General features: G+C 74.4%; 18 protein-coding genes. 6 read left to right on the forward strand and 12 right to left on the reverse strand.

The annotated features are described in order from the left end of the window. The first annotated feature begins 47 nt into the window (after positions 1-47). From ACIQWA_RS05330 to ACIQWA_RS05340, 3 genes are all read left to right on the forward strand, one after another. Positions 48-1,361, forward strand: coding sequence for a M48 family metalloprotease (locus tag ACIQWA_RS05330; RefSeq protein ID WP_402478399.1), 1,314 nt, complete (start codon positions 48-50; stop codon positions 1,359-1,361). Positions 1,362-1,404: 43 nt separating this feature from the next. After that, positions 1,405-1,827 carry a MarR family transcriptional regulator gene (locus ACIQWA_RS05335; RefSeq protein WP_360240243.1) on the forward strand — a complete coding sequence of 141 codons (423 nt, stop codon included), beginning with the start codon at positions 1,405-1,407 and terminating at the stop codon, positions 1,825-1,827. 190 nt (positions 1,828-2,017) lie between these two features. After that, a complete protein-coding gene (locus tag ACIQWA_RS05340) occupies positions 2,018-3,115 on the forward strand; it encodes a PP2C family protein-serine/threonine phosphatase (protein WP_402478402.1) in 1,098 nt (365 codons plus the stop codon). A 93-nt stretch (positions 3,116-3,208) separates the two neighbouring features. Here ACIQWA_RS05340 and ACIQWA_RS05345 read toward each other — a convergent pair whose 3' ends face one another. The 3 genes from ACIQWA_RS05345 to ACIQWA_RS05355 all read right to left on the reverse strand — a co-directional run bounded on the left by ACIQWA_RS05345 (position 3,209) and on the right by ACIQWA_RS05355 (position 6,055). Next, entirely contained in the window at positions 3,209-3,985 is a 777-nt protein-coding gene (locus ACIQWA_RS05345) for a GNAT family N-acetyltransferase (RefSeq protein WP_402478405.1), read from the reverse strand. 199 nt (positions 3,986-4,184) lie between these two features. Further along, positions 4,185-4,961, reverse strand: coding sequence for an SDR family oxidoreductase (locus tag ACIQWA_RS05350; protein WP_360240234.1), 777 nt, complete (start codon positions 4,959-4,961; stop codon positions 4,185-4,187). A 167-nt stretch (positions 4,962-5,128) separates the two neighbouring features. Continuing rightward, positions 5,129-6,055, reverse strand: coding sequence for an NADP-dependent oxidoreductase (locus ACIQWA_RS05355; protein ID WP_402478408.1), 927 nt, complete (start codon positions 6,053-6,055; stop codon positions 5,129-5,131). Positions 6,056-6,272: 217 nt separating this feature from the next. Here ACIQWA_RS05355 and ACIQWA_RS05360 point away from each other — a divergent pair, with 217 nt between their 5' ends. Genes ACIQWA_RS05360 through ACIQWA_RS05370 form a run of 3 tightly spaced genes read left to right on the forward strand, consistent with a single transcriptional unit; the run spans position 6,273 to position 9,015 of the window. Continuing rightward, complete coding sequence (locus ACIQWA_RS05360) at positions 6,273-7,637, forward strand: LuxR C-terminal-related transcriptional regulator (RefSeq protein ID WP_402478411.1); 1,365 nt, start codon at positions 6,273-6,275, stop codon at positions 7,635-7,637. A 37-nt stretch (positions 7,638-7,674) separates the two neighbouring features. Then, positions 7,675-8,514, forward strand: a complete 840-nt coding sequence (locus ACIQWA_RS05365; RefSeq protein ID WP_402478413.1) for an SDR family NAD(P)-dependent oxidoreductase — start codon at positions 7,675-7,677, stop codon at positions 8,512-8,514. A gap of 42 nt (positions 8,515-8,556) precedes the next feature. After that, on the forward strand, positions 8,557-9,015 hold the full coding sequence (locus ACIQWA_RS05370; protein ID WP_402478416.1) for a protein phosphatase: 459 nt from the start codon (positions 8,557-8,559) through the stop codon (positions 9,013-9,015). 88 nt (positions 9,016-9,103) lie between these two features. Here ACIQWA_RS05370 and ACIQWA_RS05375 read toward each other — a convergent pair whose 3' ends face one another. The 9 genes from ACIQWA_RS05375 to ACIQWA_RS05415 all read right to left on the reverse strand — a co-directional run bounded on the left by ACIQWA_RS05375 (position 9,104) and on the right by ACIQWA_RS05415 (position 16,548). After that, positions 9,104-10,069, reverse strand: coding sequence for an urease accessory protein UreD (locus tag ACIQWA_RS05375; protein ID WP_402478418.1), 966 nt, complete (start codon positions 10,067-10,069; stop codon positions 9,104-9,106). Beyond that, complete coding sequence (gene ureG, locus ACIQWA_RS05380; RefSeq protein WP_360240217.1) at positions 10,066-10,686, reverse strand: urease accessory protein UreG; 621 nt, start codon at positions 10,684-10,686, stop codon at positions 10,066-10,068. The genes ACIQWA_RS05375 and ureG overlap by 4 nt, the downstream gene beginning before the upstream one ends. 25 nt (positions 10,687-10,711) lie before the next feature. Then, on the reverse strand, positions 10,712-11,428 hold the full coding sequence (locus ACIQWA_RS05385; protein WP_402478421.1) for an urease accessory protein UreF: 717 nt from the start codon (positions 11,426-11,428) through the stop codon (positions 10,712-10,714). Then, entirely contained in the window at positions 11,425-13,149 is a 1,725-nt protein-coding gene (ureC, locus tag ACIQWA_RS05390) for an urease subunit alpha (protein WP_402478424.1), read from the reverse strand. Before ureC ends, ACIQWA_RS05385 begins: the two co-directional genes overlap by 4 nt. Next, complete coding sequence (locus ACIQWA_RS05395; RefSeq protein ID WP_402478426.1) at positions 13,149-13,592, reverse strand: urease subunit beta; 444 nt, start codon at positions 13,590-13,592, stop codon at positions 13,149-13,151. Before ACIQWA_RS05395 ends, ureC begins: the two co-directional genes overlap by 1 nt. A gap of 23 nt (positions 13,593-13,615) precedes the next feature. After that, on the reverse strand, positions 13,616-14,518 hold the full coding sequence (locus ACIQWA_RS05400; RefSeq protein WP_402478429.1) for a sirohydrochlorin chelatase: 903 nt from the start codon (positions 14,516-14,518) through the stop codon (positions 13,616-13,618). A 3-nt stretch (positions 14,519-14,521) separates the two neighbouring features. Then, positions 14,522-14,827, reverse strand: coding sequence for an urease subunit gamma (locus tag ACIQWA_RS05405; RefSeq protein WP_188310190.1), 306 nt, complete (start codon positions 14,825-14,827; stop codon positions 14,522-14,524). A 98-nt stretch (positions 14,828-14,925) separates the two neighbouring features. After that, positions 14,926-15,555: an urea transporter gene (locus ACIQWA_RS05410; RefSeq protein WP_402478432.1), complete on the reverse strand. Its 630-nt coding sequence runs from the start codon at positions 15,553-15,555 to the stop codon at positions 14,926-14,928. 222 nt (positions 15,556-15,777) lie between these two features. Then, positions 15,778-16,548 carry an alpha/beta hydrolase gene (locus tag ACIQWA_RS05415; RefSeq protein ID WP_402478433.1) on the reverse strand — a complete coding sequence of 257 codons (771 nt, stop codon included), beginning with the start codon at positions 16,546-16,548 and terminating at the stop codon, positions 15,778-15,780. Positions 16,549-16,641: the final 93 nt, after the last annotated feature.

The following is a 16,641-nucleotide window of genomic DNA, read 5'->3' on the forward strand; positions in this document are numbered from 1 at the left end:
CACCCCTCCCCTGCCCTCGCCCTCACCCCGCCGGAGCCACCCCGCCGATGACGACGCCCGAGCCCGCCCCCGCCCCAGCCCCCAACGCCGCCCCCAACGCCGCCCCCACCGAGCACGCCCCCGACTTCACCCCCGCCGAGCGCGCCCGCGGCCGCGCACTGCGCCGCGCCCAGCTGCCGTGGGCACTCGGCGGCCGCCTGGCAGGCCTGGCGCTGACCCTGGTGCTGGGCCTGACCCCGGCCGGTGCCGCGCTGGTGACCACCACCGGCCGCTGGTTCGGCGGCTCCCGGACGGCCGAGGTGCTGGCCGGTGCGGCCGCCCTGGTGGTGCTGGGCCAGGCACTGCAGCTGCCGTTCGGGGCGGGGGTGCGGGCCGTACGGTCCCGGTTCGGGCTGGTGACCCAGGGCTGGGCGGGCTGGGCGCTGGACGCCGTGCGCTCGCTCGGGCTGACCCTGCTGCTGGTCCTGCCGCTGGTGCTCGGGCTGTTCGCGCTGACCGGGTGGTCGCCCCGGCAGTGGTGGCTCCCGGCGGCGGGGGCGGCGGCGCTGCTGACGGCCGCGCTGTCCTTCCTCCACCCGCTGCTGATCGAGCCGGTGTTCAACCGCTTCACCCCGATGCCGCCGGGCGAGCTGCGGACGGCGCTGCTGGCGCTGGCCGAGCGGGACGGCGTACGGGTGCGGGACGTCCTGGTGGCGGACGCCTCCCGGCGGACCACCGCGCTGAACGCGTACGTCTCCGGGTTCGGCGCGACCCGCCGGATCGTCGCGTACGACACCCTGCTGGCGGCCGCCGAGCCGCGCGAGGTGGAGCTGGTGGTGGCGCACGAGCTGGGGCACGTCAAGCACCGGGACGTGCCGGTCGGCACGGCGCTCGGGGCGGTGGGTGCCGCGCTGGCGGTGGTGCTGCTGGGCCTGCTGGCGGACTGGCATCCGCTGCTGGCGGCGGCCGGGGCCGCGGACGCGGCGGATCCCCGGGCGCTGCCGCTGCTGGCCGCGCTGACGGCGCTGACCGGCGCGTTGTCGGGGCCGGTGCAGGGCGCGGTGAGCCGCCGGATCGAGGCCAGGGCGGACCGGCACGCCCTCGAACTGACCGGGGACGCCGAGCAGTTCGTGGCGATGCAGCGCAGACTGGCGGTGGTGAACGTCTCGGATGTCGACCCGCCGCGGCTGCTTGAGCTACTCTTCGCCACTCACCCGAGTGCGACCCGCCGGATCGCGGCAGCCCGCGCCTGGCAGGCCGGGCAGGGTCCGGCAGCCGGCCCGGCGGACCCGTCGAGCCCGGCACACCCCGCAGACCCCTCGGACCCCGCCGACCCCGCGAACGGCGGTCCGGCCGCGGAGACCCGCACGACCCCGGGGTGAATCCGTTGTATAGTGCAACAAATCCCGAGGAGGTAGGAACGCCGTGCCCGGCCGCGAGTCGTCCATCGACACCATCCAGCGCGAGCTGACCGCCTTCGCCCGCCGTGCCCGGCACAAGGCCTCCCAGCTGCACCCCGACCTCTCCCTGGTCACGTACAGCATCCTCGACCTGATCACCGAGCGCGGCGGCTGCCGGGCCGCCGACGTGGCCGCGCACTTCATGCTCGACAAGTCCACCGTCAGCCGCCAGGTCACCGCGCTGGAGAAGCTCGGCCTGCTGCGCCGCGAGACCGACCCGGACGACCAGCGCGGCCAGATCCTGCGCGCCACCGAGGGCGGGCTCACCCTGCTGCGGGACGCCAACGAACAGCGCCGGACGGCCTTCACGGCCCGCTTCACCGAGTGGTCCGACGAGGACGTCGCCCGCTTCGCCGCGTACCTGGCCCGCTACGGCCAGGAGGACTGACCGGGCCCGCACCCGCGAGCCCGGCCCTCCTCGGCACCACCTCGACCCCCGGCCCCGGCCGGCCCCCCCCGGCCCCGGGGTGCGCCCCACCGCCCCCACGGTGTACAGAGGAGAGGTGCCCCTCCGGCAGCGTCCCGATGACCCCCGTCCGCGCGCCCGCCGCCGCTCCTGGCGGCCCGACCGCCGAGTGATGACGGCGCTGCCGCTCGCACTGATCGTCGTGATCACCGTCGTCGACATCCTCTCCCCGCCGGAGATCCACCTCGGCCCGCTGCTGATCGTCGCCCCGGCCCTCACCGCCTCCATCGCCGGCCCGCGGGCCACCGCCGGGGTCGCCCTGCTGGCCCTCGCCGCGCTCACCGTCATCGGCTCCGTCCGGGACGGCCTGACCAGCGCCAACATCGAGACCCAGCTGAGCGCGCAGGTGGTCGTCTCGGCGCTGATCGTCGGCCTGCGGGTGCTGCGCGACCGGCACGAGCGCGAGCTCGCCCGGGTGCGCTCGGTCTCCGAGGCCGCCCAGCGGGTACTGCTGCGCCCGCTGCCGGAGCGGATCGGACCACTGCACCTGGCCTCCTTCTACCTGGCCGCCGAGGCCGAGGCGCAGGTCGGCGGCGACCTGTACGCGGCCGCCCGGACCACCAGCGGCACCCGGCTGCTGGTCGGCGACGTCCGCGGCAAGGGGCTGTCCTCGCTCGGCGACGCGGCCCTGCTGCTCGGCGCCTTCCGCGCCGCCGCCCACCTGCACGCCGACCTGCCGGGCCTGGCCGAGTACCTGGACGGCAGCGTCTGCTGGGACCTCGCCCAGCTCGCCGAGGCCCGGCGGGCCGAACGTTCCCGGCACCCGCAGCGCCCGGCCGAGGAGGCGCCCGACGAGGGCGGCGAGTCCTTCATCACCGCCGTGCTGATCGACATCCCCGACGACGGTTCGCCCGTCCAGCTGATCGACTGCGGCCATCCGCCCCCGCTGCTGCTGCGCCCGGACGGAGTCACCACGCTCACCTCCCGCAACCCCGCGCCGCCGCTCGGGCTCGGCGAGCTCGCCCCGGTCTCGTACGAGGTGCAGACCTTCCCATTCCGCCCCGGCGACCGGCTGCTGATCTACACCGACGGGGTGATCGAGGCCCGGGACGCCCAGCGCCGCTTCTACCCGCTGACCGAGCGGGTCACCGCCTGGCAGGCCGATCGCCCCGGCGTCCTGCTGAGCCGCCTGCGCCGCGACCTGTTGGCGCACGTCGGCCGCCGGCTGGACGACGACGCGGCGATGGTGATGGTGGAGCGGCTCCCCTGAAGCTTGTTGCGGAAGGTTCGGGTCGGGTCCGACGATCCCCGGAACCCGAGGATGGCCACGGCCGGACCCGACCCGCCACGGCGCGCCGAGCCGCTACGGCTGGTACACGTACGGCGTGGTGGTGCTGAGCTGCGCGAAGCCGAGCCGCTCCAGGATGGGGCGGCTCTGGTCGCTCGCGTCGACCTGGAGGTACTCGTAGCCGAGTTCGGCGGCGAGGCGGGCGCGGTGGGCGACCAGGGCACGGTAGATGCCGCGACCGCGCCAGCCGGGGACGGTGCCGCCGCCCCACAGGCCGGCGAAGCCGGTGCCCGGGGTGAGCTCCATCCGGGCCGAACTCACCGGCTGGTCGCCGGCCATCGCGACGACCATGAGCAGCGTCTCCGAGTTGTTCCGGAGGTGGTCGAGCAGGCGCTCGCGCAGGGCCGGGAACTCCTTCTCGAAGGCCAGCTCGTGGGCGGCCACCATGAGGTCCACCCCGGCCTCGTCGGTCACCGGCTCCAGTCGGACGCCCTCGGGCAGCGCCGCTTCGGCGGGCAGGTCCGCGATCCGGGCGATCATCAGCGCCTCGTCTGGTTCGGCGGTGAACCCGGCCGCGAGCAGCCGCCGGCCGAGGTCGGCGGGGCGGTCGTGGGCGTAGGTCTTCCACTCGAACTCCAGGCCCAGCCCGGTGAAGTGGGCGACCTGGGCGGCGATCGCGGCGTCCGCCCCGGCCTCGTCCAGACCGGACCAGACGATGCAGTTCCAGGCGTGCTCGCCGCCCACCACGCGCACCACGGCGCCGTCGCGCTCCACGCGGACGCCGGGGCCGTCCGGCCGCGCGTCGCGCCGGATCCGCTGGTCGAACAGGGCGAGTACATGATCATGATCCATCCGACCACCCCAGCACGACGCAACGCCCGGGCGCCACCCCTTTTACGGTTCGCCAACGAACGCCCCAGTAGGCACGGGCAGGCCGGTGGGCTCCCGCCCTTCCCCGTCCGGGTCCGGGACGTCGGAACGGCGAACGGCGAACGGCGAACGGCGAACGGCGAACGGCGAACGGCGCCTGATCGGCCGTACGCCCCGCCCGTTACTGCGCCAGGTAGCCGCCGTCGACCGGCAGTACGGCCCCGGTGATGAAGGAGGCCTCCTCGGAGGCGAGGAAGAGGACGGCGGCGGCGACCTCGGCCGGGTCGCCGAGGCGGCCCATCGGATGCAGCTTCTCGATCGCCGCCAGGTACTCGGGCCCGCCGGGCTCGTCCCGCAGCCGGGCGACCCGTTCGGTGCCGATGGTGCCGGGGGCGACGGCGTTGACCCGGATGCCGCGGTCCGCCCATTCGACGGCGAGGTGCTTGGTCAGCCCGGAGGCGACGAACTTGGCGGGCCCGTACACCGCCTGGCCGCGCTGGCCGGCCTCGCCCGAGATGGAGGACAGGCAGACGATCGAGCCGCCGGGCCGTTCCTGGGCGAGCATCGCCTCGATCGCGTACTTGCAGGTGAGGAACATGCCACGGCCGTCGACGGCCATCACCCGGTCCCAGTCCTCGGCGCTCGCCTCGGTGATCTCCATCAGCGGGATCACCCCGGCGTTGGCCACCAGCACGTCGATCCGCCCGTGCCGTTCGACGGCCGCCGCCACCATCCGGCGGGCGTCCCCGTCGACGGACACGTCACCGACCACCGTGCTGACGGCCTCCGGGAACCGCCCGGCCAGCCGGCCCAGCCCCTCGGCGTCCAGGTCGGTGGCCACCACCGACGCGCCCTCCCGGACGAAGCGTTCCGCCACGGCCCGGCCGATGCCGCTGGCCGCGCCGGTCACCACGCAGGAACGGCCGGCCAGCCGCCCCGCCGCGTTCAGAGTCACCATGGCGGGACTCTACCGAGCGCGGCGGCGCGGAGCCGGGCTTCCGCCCGACGGGCCCCGGCGCGTCGGTCCGGGGCCGGACGGACCGGCGAGGACGGACCGGCCCTGCGCGGGCGGCCCTGCGAGAACGGCCCGGCGGGAACGGACTGGCGGGAACGGCCCGGCAGCGCTCAGACCGTGAGGACGATCTTCCCCCGCACGTGCCCGCCCTCGCTGATCCGGTGCGCCTGCGCCGCCTCCGCCAGCGGGAGCACCCGGTGCAGCGGCAGCCGCAGGGTGCCCGCCCGGTGCAGGGCGAGGGCGCTCGCGTAGGCGCCCCCGTAGTACGACTCGCCGTCCTCGGCGCCGCCGGAGAAGCGGACGCCGTGCTCCTGCGCGCCCGCGATGTCGGCGATCGTCAGCACCCGCTCGGCGCTGCCCGCCAGCTCGACGGAGAGCGGCAGCACCCCCTTCCCGGCCGCGTCCAGCACCCGGTCGATCCCGCCCGGCGCGGCCGCCCGCACCCGCTCGGCCAGGCCCTCGCCGTAGGTCACCGGGACGGCGCCCAGCTCGCGCAGGTACGCGTGGTTGGCCTCGCTCGCGGTGCCGACCACGGTGATGCCGCGGGCCCGGGCGAACTGGAGCAGCAGGGTGCCGACCCCGCCCGCCGCGCCGTGCACCAGCAGCGTCTCGCCGGGCCGCACGCCCAGCACGCCGAGGGCCCGCTCGGAGGTCTCGGCGGCGACCGGGATCGCCGCGGCCTCCTCCCAGCTCAGTGTGGCGGGCTTGAGCGCCAGCTGGTCGGCGTCGAGCAGCGCGTGCTCGGCGTAGCCGCCGCCCATCAGGGCGCCGAACACCTCGTCACCGGGGGCGAAGCCGGTCACCTCCGCGCCGACCGCCTCCACCACCCCGGCGACCTCGTAGCCGGGCACGGCGGGGAAGCTGACCGGGAAGAAGCCGTCCAGCGCGCCGCTGCGCACCTTGTGGTCCAGCGGGTTGACACCCGCCGCGCGGACCGCGACCCGCACCTGGCCGGGCCCGGGGGCGGGCAGTTCGAGCTCGATGGGGCGCAGCACGTCCGTGCCGCCGTACCGGGGGAAGGCGATGGCCTTGGTCATGGAAGATCCTCGGTTCGTCCGGGCGTTGTCCGTCCGGGAGTTGTTCGTTCCGACGGATCCATCCTGCGGCGCCGGCCGCAGGGCTCCGGCCGGCCGTTCGGACAGTTCGACCTGGCCGATCGGAGGGGCGGCCGAGGACGGCCCCGGAACTAGGGTGAAGGGCATGGACGCAGGCATGGACCCGCACGAAGGCGTGGACGCAGGGATGCACTCAGGGATGCACGCAGGCACGGGCACGGTGGACGCCCCCGGCCCCGCCGAGGCCTGGCGGGAGCACTGGGGCCGCCCCGAGGACGCGCTGGCGCGGGCCGTCGAGGTGCTGCGCGCGCCCCGGCCCGAGGTGGTGCCGCGGCTGTCGGAGGTGGTCCGCACGCTCGTCCCGCACACCGCGATCGCCCACCTCAGCAGCGTCTGCACCTACTCCCCCGCCAACGCCCACGGCCCGCGCGAGCTGGTCGGCAGCCTCTCCGGGCTGGAGCTGGCCCGGCTCGCCGAGCGGGCCGCCGGGAGCACCTCGGCCGGCCGGCCCTGGCAGGGCGAGGCCGAACTGGCGGGCCGGACCAGGCCGGTGGTGGTGGTCGCCGCACCGGCCGAGGACAAGGAGGTGCTGCTGGTGCTGGTCCGGAGCGACGCCGCGCCGGTGCCGGCCGGCGCGCTCGCCGTCCTCCAGCAGGTGTGCGAGCTGGTGATCGCCCACTCCGAGCACCGCGCCACCGACGCCGCGCCCAGCCAGGCGGCGATCTCCCGTACCGCGGCCGCCACCCGGGCCCGGACCATCGCCGAGTTCACCGGCACCCACAGCGCCGCCCTGACCGCTGTCCTGGCGCCGCTGCGCTCGGCCGACCTGGACGATCGCGCCGCCCGCCGGGCCGCCACCGACCTGGCCGTCACCGCCCTGCTCGACCTGCGCCGGGCCGCCGACCTGGACCGCGTGCTCAGCGAGGAGCCCGCCGACGCCGCCTTCGCCCGGCTCGCCCGCGAACTGCGCCCGCTGCTACGGCACACCGGGGTCCGGCTCGACCTCGCGCCGCCGTCCGACGCCACCCGGTCCATCCCCGCGGACACCGCCCGGGCCGCCCGGGCCGCCGTGCAGTGCGCCGTCATGCTGATGGTGGAGCAGGAGAAGCCCGGTCGGCTGCACCTGAGTTGGCAGTTCACGGCGGACGGCGCGCTGCGCGCCGTGGTGCGCGACGACGGCCTCGGGCTGCTCGCCGCCGACGCCCTCACCGTCCACCGCACCGCCGACCGGATCACCGCCCTCGGCGGCCGCTATCAGGTCGAGTCCGTCCCCAACTGGGGCACCACCGTGACGGTCGAGCTGCCGCTCGGCCTGCCCTCGCCGACCGCCGTCACCGACCCGCTGGACGGGCTCCAGCCGCGCGAACTGGAGGTGCTCGACCAGCTCGCCCAGGGCCGCCGCAACCGGGACATCGCCGCGGAGCTGCACATCAGCGAGTCCACGGTGAAGTTCCACGTCGCCAACATCCTGGCCAAGTTGGGCGTCGGCTCGCGTGGCGAGGCGGCCGCCCTCGCCCACCGCGCCGGGATGCCCGGCGGCGCGCGGCTGCACGTGGCATCCTGAACCGGATCCGCCGCCACACCCGTTGACAGGAGTCCCGATGACCACGCCCACCCCGCCGCGGACCGTCCTCATCACCGGCTCCACCGACGGGCTCGGCCGCGCCCTGGCCCACCGCCTGGCCGCCGAGGGCGCCACCCTCCTGCTGCACGGCCGCGACCGGGAGCGGCTCGACCGCACCGCCCGGGAGGTGGCCGAGGCCCACGGGACCGCCCGCCCGGCCACCCTGCTCGCCGACCTCGCCGAGCTGGACCAGGTCCGCGCCCTCGCGGCCGAGGTCCGTGCCACGACCGACCGGCTGCACGTCCTCGTCAACAACGCGGGCATCGGCGCCGGCGAACCCGACGGCCGCACCCGCCGCACCAGCGCCGACGGCCACGAACTGCGGTTCGCCGTGAACCACTTGGCCGGCTTCCTGCTCAGCCTCGAACTGCTGCCGCTGCTGCGCGCCAGTGCCCCGGCCCGGATCGTCAACGTCGCCTCCGCCGGACAGCAGGAGATCGACTTCGACGACCTCATGCTGGAGCGCGGCTACAACGGCACCAGCGCGTACTGCCGCAGCAAGCTCGCCCAGATCGCCTGCGGCATGGAGCTCGCCGCCCGGGTGCCGGCCGCCGAGGTGACCGTCAACAGCCTCCACCCGTCGACGTACATGCCCACCAAGATGGTGCTCCGGGAGATCGGCCACAGCATCGACAGCCTGGAGGACGGCGTGACCGCCACCCACCGGCTGGTCACCGACCCGGCCCTGGCCGGCATCACCGGCCGCTACTACGACCGGCTGCGCGAGGCCCGCGCCAACCGCCAGGCGTACGACCTGCGGGCCCGGGCCGAGCTGTGGGAGCGCTGCCTGGAGCTCGTCGGGCACGCCGACGTCTGAAAGGCCATCGCGAGGCCCCAACTGAATGGCGACACCAGCGACATGACCGAGCACTCGTCCGGCACGAGTTGGGCCCACGACGCCCCGGGCGTGCTGCGCCTGCCCTCCGGGCGGCTGCTGCGCGGGCGCGGCGTCCGCAACCCGCTGCCGCCCGGCCCGCACCCCGACTTCGGGATCTACCTCCTCGGGCGCGAACCGAAGCCGCTCCCCTGGGAGAGCCGCTGGGTGCGCTGGCCCGACTTCCGGCTGCCCGCCGACCGCGCGGACGCCGCCGACGCCTTCCGGGAGGCCTGGGAGCGCTGCACCGGCGAGCGGGTCGAACTCGCCTGCGCGGGCGGTCGCGGGCGCACCGGCACGGCCCTGGCCTGCATCGCCGTCCTGGACGGCGCGCCGGCGGCGGAGGCGGTCGGGTACGTGCGGGAGCACTACAGCCGGCACGCCGTGGAGACGCCCTGGCAGCGGAAGTTCGTGGAGCGCTGGGCCCGGCCCTCGACCGACTGAGCGGTCCTCAGGTGCGCGGGCCCCGCCAGGACCCCGGCCCCGCCGGGACTCCCGGCCCCGTCAGGACCCCCTCAGGACTCCCGCCCCGTCAGGTCTTCCGCAGCTCCGGTGCCGGCACCCCGATCAGCAGCCGCCGGACGGCGTCCCAGGCGGCCCGCAGGGCGGCGGCGCAGGCGCGGGTGTCGGAGTCGAGCAGCCGCAGCCAGGCCCCGCTGTCCTGCGGCAGCACGCTGACCCCGTACAGCAGGCCGCGGTCGGCCAGGGCCGCGTGCAGCGCGTCGGCGATCCGGGCGGCGGGCGCGAGCGGGCTGAGCACGTAGAGGCTGGACATCACGTCGTGGCCGCCGAGTACGGCGGGGCCGGTGACACCGGCCCCGGCGGGCTCCAGCCGGACGGTGTCCAGGGCCACCAACTCGCCGTCGGGGCGCCGCACTTCGAGGTCGGAGGCGAAGACCTGGTAGGCGTTGCGCTCGCCCCGGGCGAGCCGGCCGGCGAGGACGGTCTCCCCGGCCAGGACGGTCGCCCCCGGGTCCACGGTGAGCACCGTGCGCTGGTAGAGGCGCGAGTCGACGAAGGGGATCACCGGCTCGGGCAGGTACTCCACGTAGGCGCCGGGCCCGGCCTCCAGATTGACCAGCTGCGTCGCGTAGTCGTACTCCATCCGGTAGACCTTGGTGGCCGCCTGGGTGGTCAGGTGGACCGCCGTGTCGGCCCCGCAGCGGATGTCGGTGCGCAGCCGGTCGGCCTGGAGGATGCCGCCGCCGGTGGACATCAGCAGGGTGACGGCGAGGTCGGGGCGGGCCGGGTCGAAGTACAGCGGGCGCATGATCTGCAGCGGCGACTTCTGGTAGTGGCCGGTGAGTTCGGTGCGCCCGCCGATCCGCTCGAAGGCCAGCTCCAGCAGCCCGACCTTGCCGGGGCGCCCGACCGCGAGGGTGTCGGGCGTCCCGGCGTGCCGCCGGACCAGGTGCGGGACCCGGGCCGGCTCGTAGTGCCGGGGGTCGAGCCGGGGCACCGGCCGTTCCCCCTCGGGGGCGCGCGCAGCCACCGTCATGCCGGGACCTTGCGGAAGGTCTCCAGGAAGGTCGCGATCTCCTCCAGCCCCTCCCCCGTCAGGCAGTTGGTGAGCACCACCGGCCCGCCCTCGCGGACCCGCCGGGCGTCGGACTCCATGACGCCGAGGTCGGCGCGCACGTACTGGGCGATGTCGATCTTGTTGATGACCAGCAGCTCCGACTCGGTGATGCCCGGGCCGCGCTTGCGGGGCATCTTCTCGCCCTCGGCGGTGTCGAGGACGAACAGGAAGAGGTCGACCAGTACCGGGCTGAACGTCAGGGTCAGGTTGTCGCCGCCGGACTCGTACAGCAGGGTGTCGACGTCGGGGAAGCGCTCCAGCATCTCGGCCCCGGCGGCCAGGTTCATGGTCGGGTCGTCGCGCACGGCGGTGTGCGGGCAGGCGCCGGTCTCGACGCCGACCACCCGTTCCGGGTCGAGCACTCCGGCGAGGGTGCGGCGGACGTGCTGGGCGTCCTCCTGGGTGTAGATGTCGTTGGTGATGACCGCCGGGCGGTGGCCGCGCTCGATCAGCACCGGCACCAGCGCCTCGATGAGCGCCGTCTTGCCGGAGCCGACCGGGCCGCCGATGCCCACCCGGAGCACGTTCTCGGTCATGGTGTCCCTCCGTTCGTAGGTGTGTTCAGCTCGCGAAGAGCCGGGCCTCGGCCCGTTCGTGCCGTCCGGACATCGCGTCCGCGACCGGCACGCAGCCGCCGAGGTCCGTCAACTCCCGTACCAGCGCGTCCGCCACCACCTCGCGGATGACCGGGGCGGCGGCCCGCAGCACCACCTGCGCCTTGCGGTGGTCGGTCAGCCGCAGCCGCAGCGCGGCGCCGACGAAGCTGGTGCAGAAGGCGAACAGGTCGCTGGCGACGGCCTGGTGGACCGGGACGGCGGCCGAGGCGTGGGCGACCCCGGCGGCCACCGCCTGGCAGCCGGGGGCACGCTTGTCGGCCACCAGGGCGGCGTACCGCTCCAGCGGCTCGCCGCCCACCGACTCCCTTGCGATGTCCAGGAGTTGGCGCCCGGTGCGGGTCGCGGCCAGCCGCAGCTCGCGGTTGAGCTTGGTGGCGTGCAGCCGCCGGTCGATCTCGGCGAGCAGCTCCCAGTCCCCGGCGGTGGCGGCCCGGTGGGCCAGGGCGAGCGCCGTGGCGTCGGCCGGTCCGACGCTGTGCCGCAGCAGGTCGGCGAGCAGCCCGGGCATGGTGTCGGCGGTGACGGCCTTGGCCTGGGCGTAGCCCTCCAGTCCGTGCGAGAGGGTGTAGAAGCCGCTGGGGAAGGCGGAGTCGGTCAGCTGGAGGCTGACCAGCAGGGCGTCCAGCCCCTGGTCGTCAAGCCCCGGGTCGGTGCCGCTCATGCGAGGTAGAACAGGTGGTTGAGCGGCAGTTCGCGGGCCGGCTCGATGGTCGCGGGCTCGCCGTCCAGGGTGACCTTGTACGTCTCCGGGTCGACCGCGATCTTCGGCAGCGCGTCGTTGCGCACCATGTGCTGCTTGCCGACCGAGCGGCAGTGCCGCACCGGCAGCACCCGGCTGTCCAGCCCCAGCCGGGCCGGCACCCCGAGGTCGACGGCGGCCTGGGACATGAAGGTGATCCGGGTGGCCTGCTTGGCCCGCCCGAACGCCCCGTACATGGGCCGGTAGTAGACCGGCTGCGGGGTGGGCAGCGAGGCGTTGGGGTCGCCCATCAGCGCCCAGTTGATGAGGCCGCCCTTGATGACCAGCTTGGGCTTGGCACCGAAGGAGTTGATCGGCCACAGCACGATGTCGGCGAGCTTGCCGGGCTCCAGCGAGCCGATGTGCTCGGCGGTGCCGGAGGCGATGGCCGGGTTGATGGTGAGCTTGGCGAGGTAGCGCAGCACCCGGAAGTTGTCGTTGCGCTCGCTGTCGCCGGCCAGCTTGCCGCGCTGCGCCTTGCAGTGGTGGGCGGTCTGGAAGGCGCGGGTGAAGGACTCCCCGATCCGGCCCATGGCCTGCGAGTCGGAGGAGAAGATCGAGATGACGCCCTCGTCGTGCAGCACGGTCTCGGCGGCGATGGTCTCGGCGCGCACCCGGGAGTCGGCGAAGGAGACGTCCTCGGGGATGTCGTGGCTGAGGTGGTGGCAGACCATCACCATGTCGAGCAGCTCGTCCACCGAGTTGACGGTGTAGGGCAGGGTCGGGTTGGTGGAGGACGGCAGCACGTTGGGCTCGCCGGCGATCCGCATGATGTCGGGGGCGTGGCCGCCGCCCGCGCCCTCGGTGTGGAAGGTGTGGATGGTGCGGCCGTCGATCGCGGACAGGGTGTCCTCGAAGAAGCCGGACTCGTTGAGGGTGTCGGTGTGGATGGCCACCTGCACGTCGTACTCGTCGGCGACGCGCAGCGCGCTGTCGATGGCCGCCGGGGTGCTGCCCCAGTCCTCGTGCACCTTGAGCCCGCACACCCCCGCCTCGACCTGCTCGCGCAGCGCGCCCGGCAGCGAGCCGTTGCCCTTGCCGAGCAGGCCGACGTTGACCGGGAGGTCCTCGACCGCCTGGTACATCCGCCCGATGTTCCACGGGCCGGGGGTGCAGGTGGTGCCGTTGGTACCGTCGGAGGGGCCGGTGCCGCCGCCGATCAGGGTGGTGATGCCGTTGCTCAGCGCCTCCTGGGCCTGCTGCGGGGCGATGAAGTGGATGTGGGTGTCGACGCCGCCGGCGGTGGCGATCAGGTGCTCGCCGGAGATCACCTCGGTGCCGGGGCCGATCACCAGCTTGGGGTGCACCCCGCTCTGGGTGTGCGGGTTGCCGGCCTTGCCGACGGCGGCGATGAAGCCGTCCTTGACGCCGATGTCGCCCTTGACCACGCCGAGCACCGGGTCCAGCACGACGACGTTGGTGATCACCAGGTCGAGCGCGCCCTGCACCGAGGTGGCGGCCGGGTCCTGGGCCATGCCGTCGCGGATGCCCTTGCCGCCGCCGTAGACGGCCTCGTCGCCGTAGTGGCCCTGGTTGAAGTCCTGTTCGACCTCGACCACGAGGTTGGTGTCGGCCAGGTGGAAGCGGTCACCGACGGTGGGGCCGAAGAGGTCGGTGTACTGCTTGCGGGACAGCATGGCCATCAGCGGTCGCCCTCCGAGTGGGTCCGGGTGTGGAAGTCCCTGCCGTGCAGGTCGTCGTCCTTGAGGTCGAGGGTGGTGCCCTTGAAGCCGCGGGCGATGGCCCGGTCGATGGCCCGGGCACGGGTGTCGCGCGCGGTGGTGCCGCCGTCCACCAGGTTGCTGAAACCGACCAGGCGGCGGTGCCCGCCGAACTCGGCCAGGGTGACGTCCTTGGTGTCGCCCGGCTCGAAGCGGACGGCGGTGCCGGACGGGATGTCGAGGTGCATGCCGAAGGCGGCGTTGCGGTCGAAGTCGAGCGCGCGGTTGGCCTCGAAGAAGTGGTAGTGGGAACCGACCTGGATCGCGCGGTCGCCCGTGTTGCTGACCGTGATCGTGGCCTTGGCTCGGCCGGCGTTGATCTCCACCGGGTCGTCGCCGTACAGGTATGCGGCGCCACCGGACATGGCTGGCCTTCCTCTCTGCCCGTTCAGTGGGGGGTGTGTGCAGGTGCAGATGCTGCTGCTGGTGCTGGTGCTGGTGCGTGGGGGTGGGGGTGGGGGTGGGGGTGGTGCCCGTGGTCGTGGTGCGTCCCGCCCGGGCCGTGGCTGTGGGCGTAGCCGTGTCCGTGCTCGGCGTCGAGGCCGGCCAGGATGCCGTCCTCGCCGTGGCCCAGCAGGTGCAGCGCCGCCGCCGTGCGGGCCGCGACCACTCCGGCGATCGCGGACGGGCGCAGCAGCGGACCGCCGTCCCGGACGTCCTCCCCGGTCGGGGCGGGGATCGGGCCGACGGGCAGGGCCGGTCCGAAGGAGGCCGGGACGGCCGTGACCCGCGCGGCGCCTAGCAGCCGGCAGCGTTCGACGCCCTCGGCCGGGTCGGGGTCGCCGCCCGTGAAGGCGACCTCGACCCGCTGGTGGCGCCCGTACTGGCGGACCAGCCGGGCGATCCGGAACAGTTCGGCGTCCTCGAAGGGCCCGGCCGCCGGGGCGGTGACCAGGACGGCGTCCCCGTCGCCGGCCGCGCCCGCGGCGGCGCGCAGCCAGCCGATCAGGTGCTCGGCGGCGCCGAAGGGTGCGGTGAGCGCGAGCCGTCCGCGGCCCTCGCCGGCGGCGAGCCAGCGCAGGGCGCGGGCGGTGTCGGCGATCAGCTTCGGGTCGCGGCCGAGGGTCATCGGGACGACGCACACCGGTCCGTCCCCGGCCGCCAGGGCGGACCGGACGGCTTCGGCGAGTGGACGCCCGGCGGCGGCCGCCGCGTGCACGGCGTACCCGTACGCGGGGTGGCCCTGCCCGCTATGGCCCTGCCCGTGCCCGACCAGGGCGGCCAGGTCGCGGCCGCCGTCGCTCTCGTGCCCGCCCGCGAGGACGACCGTGGCGGGCTGTGGTGCGGTCATGGGTCAGGCACCGACCGGGTCGTGACAGGAGACCAGCTTGGTGCCGTCCAGGAAGGCGGCCTCGACCTGGAGCAGCGGCAGCATCTCCCGAACGCCGGGCATGACCTCGGCGTTGCTGACGACCTGCTTGCCGATCTCCATGCACTCGGCGACGGTACGGCCGTCCCGGGCCCCCTCCATGATGGCCTCGCTGATCAGCGCGCAGGCCTCGCTGTAGTTGAGCTTGACGCCGCGGTCGCGGCGTTTGCGGGCCAGATCGGCCACGACGTAGATGTAGAGCTTGTCCATCTCACGCGGGGAGAGGTTCATCGGAACCACTTCTCCTTTCCGAGAATCCGACGAAATGCAAGTCATGGGAATTGCAGTGGAGTTGGCCGACGGAGTACCAGGTTAGGGCGACTACGGGTTCAGATCCGACGCAGCCGGGGAATCGCCGGCACCGCTGCCAGGAACAGCAGGGCGGTCAGGACGAACGGCCACGTTGAGGCGTGGCCGCCGAACGGCGCGACCACCGCACCGAGCACCGCGACCACGACCGTGGCCGGGTGGCCCGGGCCGAGGAACACCGCGCAGGCGAGCGCCACCAGGCACCCGTTGTACCCGGCCAGTCCCGCCTCGACGGAGTCCCGCCGCAGCCGGAGACCGTATCCGGCGGCGGTGGAGACGGCGCTGCCCAGCAGGCCGTAGAGGCCGTACTGCCGGCCCGCGGCGAACAGTGCGACGACGAAGAGGAGTCCGCACACGGCGGACGGCATGAAATTGACCTGGGCGACACCGCGCAGGACTTCGACGACCAACTTGACGGATATCGGACGGACAGCCGGCCGAGCCCCTTCCGGGACTCCTTCCCCACCCTTCTGCAGACCCATACGGCGCACCAATTCCCCGGTACGGCCGAGGGGGCTCGGGAGATTGCTCGGGAGCCCGTTCGGCGATTCGTTGGGGAACCGTACTCCTGCGGATTGCGGAGCGGGATGGGCGCAATGGGTCACGCCAAGTCGACGGTGGGTGACGACAGGGCCGCTGAGCTGCAACATTCTGTTGAAATCAACGCCCGGCGGAGTGGTCGGGGGGCGCAATTCTTTGCGAAGTTTTACTCTCCCTCGACAAACACCAGAATATGACCATGCCAAGTAGTTCTTGACAAATTCCACTGATCCCGGCAATACGGACAGCGAAAACTGTGAGAACGCTGTGGAACGCCGGGCGGATGTGACGGAAGTGTGGTCGGATCGGGGCGTCGGCGCACACGGTTCCGATCAGGCCGTCGCCGGTGCCCCGCCGCCGAGGTGGCGCAGCAGGAAGCCCTCCGAGGCCGCCGCCTCGAACCCGGGCACCGCCAGATGGCCCCCGGGATTGGCGTACAGCGTCTTCTCCCGCGAGCCCAGCGCCCCGTACAACGCCAACGCGCCTTCGCGCGGCTGGAGTTCGTCGTCCCACTGGAGGACGAACTCCACCGGCACGGTCACCCGCCCGGCCGCCTCCGCCAGTGCGGCGTTCCCCGCCAGGCCGAACACCGCGGCCACGATGCGGGGTTCGGCCGCCGCGAGCGGGACACCGATCTCCGTGCCGAGCGACAACCCCCAGTAGCCGACCGGCCCCAGGCCCTCCCCCGTCGCGCCCGCCAGGGCGTCCAGCACCGCCCGCCACTCCGGCACGGCCCGCTCCGCGAGCGCCGCCGTGTGCCGCGCCACCCACGCGCTGACCGGACGCCCGGCCGCCAGCAACTGCCCGATCTCGGTGGCGAACCGCTCGTCCTGCGCGGTGCGCGCCCGCTCGCCGTGCCCGGGCGCGTCGATCGCCACCGACGGCCACCCGTACCGCCGCGCGCAGCGCAGCGCCCGCTCCCGCGGTCCCCACCGGTCCTGCCCGCCCCCGTGCCCGAGCAGCACCAGCGGCCGCCCGCCGGAGCCGGGCGGGCCGTCGGGGCCGGGCGGGCCGTCGGGTTGCCAGAGCACGCCGGGCACGCCGTCGAGGACGAAACGGCGTTCCAGGACGCCGTCCGAGCTGGTCTCCGAGGTGAAGTGCACCTGTCCATGATGGCCCCCGACACCCGTTCGAGTCCGGCCTTTCCGCCCCCTGGCCGATACTTACCGGAGCCGCCCCGGCCCTCACCGCCGCAC

Origin of the sequence: Kitasatospora sp. NPDC098652, assembly GCF_044760155.1 — a bacterium.
Lineage (GTDB): Bacteria > Actinomycetota > Actinomycetes > Streptomycetales > Streptomycetaceae > Kitasatospora.

Coding starts and splice junctions, on each gene's coding strand:
- ACIQWA_RS05330 (WP_402478399.1), top strand. CDS start 48: ATGACGACGCCCGAGCCCGCCCCCGCCCCAGCCCCCAACGCCGCCCCC.
- ACIQWA_RS05340 (WP_402478402.1), top strand. CDS start 2,018: ATGACGGCGCTGCCGCTCGCACTGATCGTCGTGATCACCGTCGTCGAC.
- ACIQWA_RS05345 (WP_402478405.1), bottom strand. CDS start 3,985: ATGGATCATGATCATGTACTCGCCCTGTTCGACCAGCGGATCCGGCGC.
- ACIQWA_RS05350 (WP_360240234.1), bottom strand. CDS start 4,961: ATGGTGACTCTGAACGCGGCGGGGCGGCTGGCCGGCCGTTCCTGCGTG.
- ACIQWA_RS05355 (WP_402478408.1), bottom strand. CDS start 6,055: ATGACCAAGGCCATCGCCTTCCCCCGGTACGGCGGCACGGACGTGCTG.
- ACIQWA_RS05360 (WP_402478411.1), top strand. CDS start 6,273: ATGCACGCAGGCACGGGCACGGTGGACGCCCCCGGCCCCGCCGAGGCC.
- ACIQWA_RS05365 (WP_402478413.1), top strand. CDS start 7,675: ATGACCACGCCCACCCCGCCGCGGACCGTCCTCATCACCGGCTCCACC.
- ACIQWA_RS05370 (WP_402478416.1), top strand. CDS start 8,557: ATGACCGAGCACTCGTCCGGCACGAGTTGGGCCCACGACGCCCCGGGC.
- ACIQWA_RS05375 (WP_402478418.1), bottom strand. CDS start 10,069: ATGACGGTGGCTGCGCGCGCCCCCGAGGGGGAACGGCCGGTGCCCCGG.
- ureG (WP_360240217.1), bottom strand. CDS start 10,686: ATGACCGAGAACGTGCTCCGGGTGGGCATCGGCGGCCCGGTCGGCTCC.
- ACIQWA_RS05385 (WP_402478421.1), bottom strand. CDS start 11,428: ATGAGCGGCACCGACCCGGGGCTTGACGACCAGGGGCTGGACGCCCTG.
- ureC (WP_402478424.1), bottom strand. CDS start 13,149: ATGGCCATGCTGTCCCGCAAGCAGTACACCGACCTCTTCGGCCCCACC.
- ACIQWA_RS05395 (WP_402478426.1), bottom strand. CDS start 13,592: ATGTCCGGTGGCGCCGCATACCTGTACGGCGACGACCCGGTGGAGATC.
- ACIQWA_RS05400 (WP_402478429.1), bottom strand. CDS start 14,518: ATGACCGCACCACAGCCCGCCACGGTCGTCCTCGCGGGCGGGCACGAG.
- ACIQWA_RS05405 (WP_188310190.1), bottom strand. CDS start 14,827: ATGAACCTCTCCCCGCGTGAGATGGACAAGCTCTACATCTACGTCGTG.
- ACIQWA_RS05410 (WP_402478432.1), bottom strand. CDS start 15,555: ATGTTGCAGCTCAGCGGCCCTGTCGTCACCCACCGTCGACTTGGCGTG.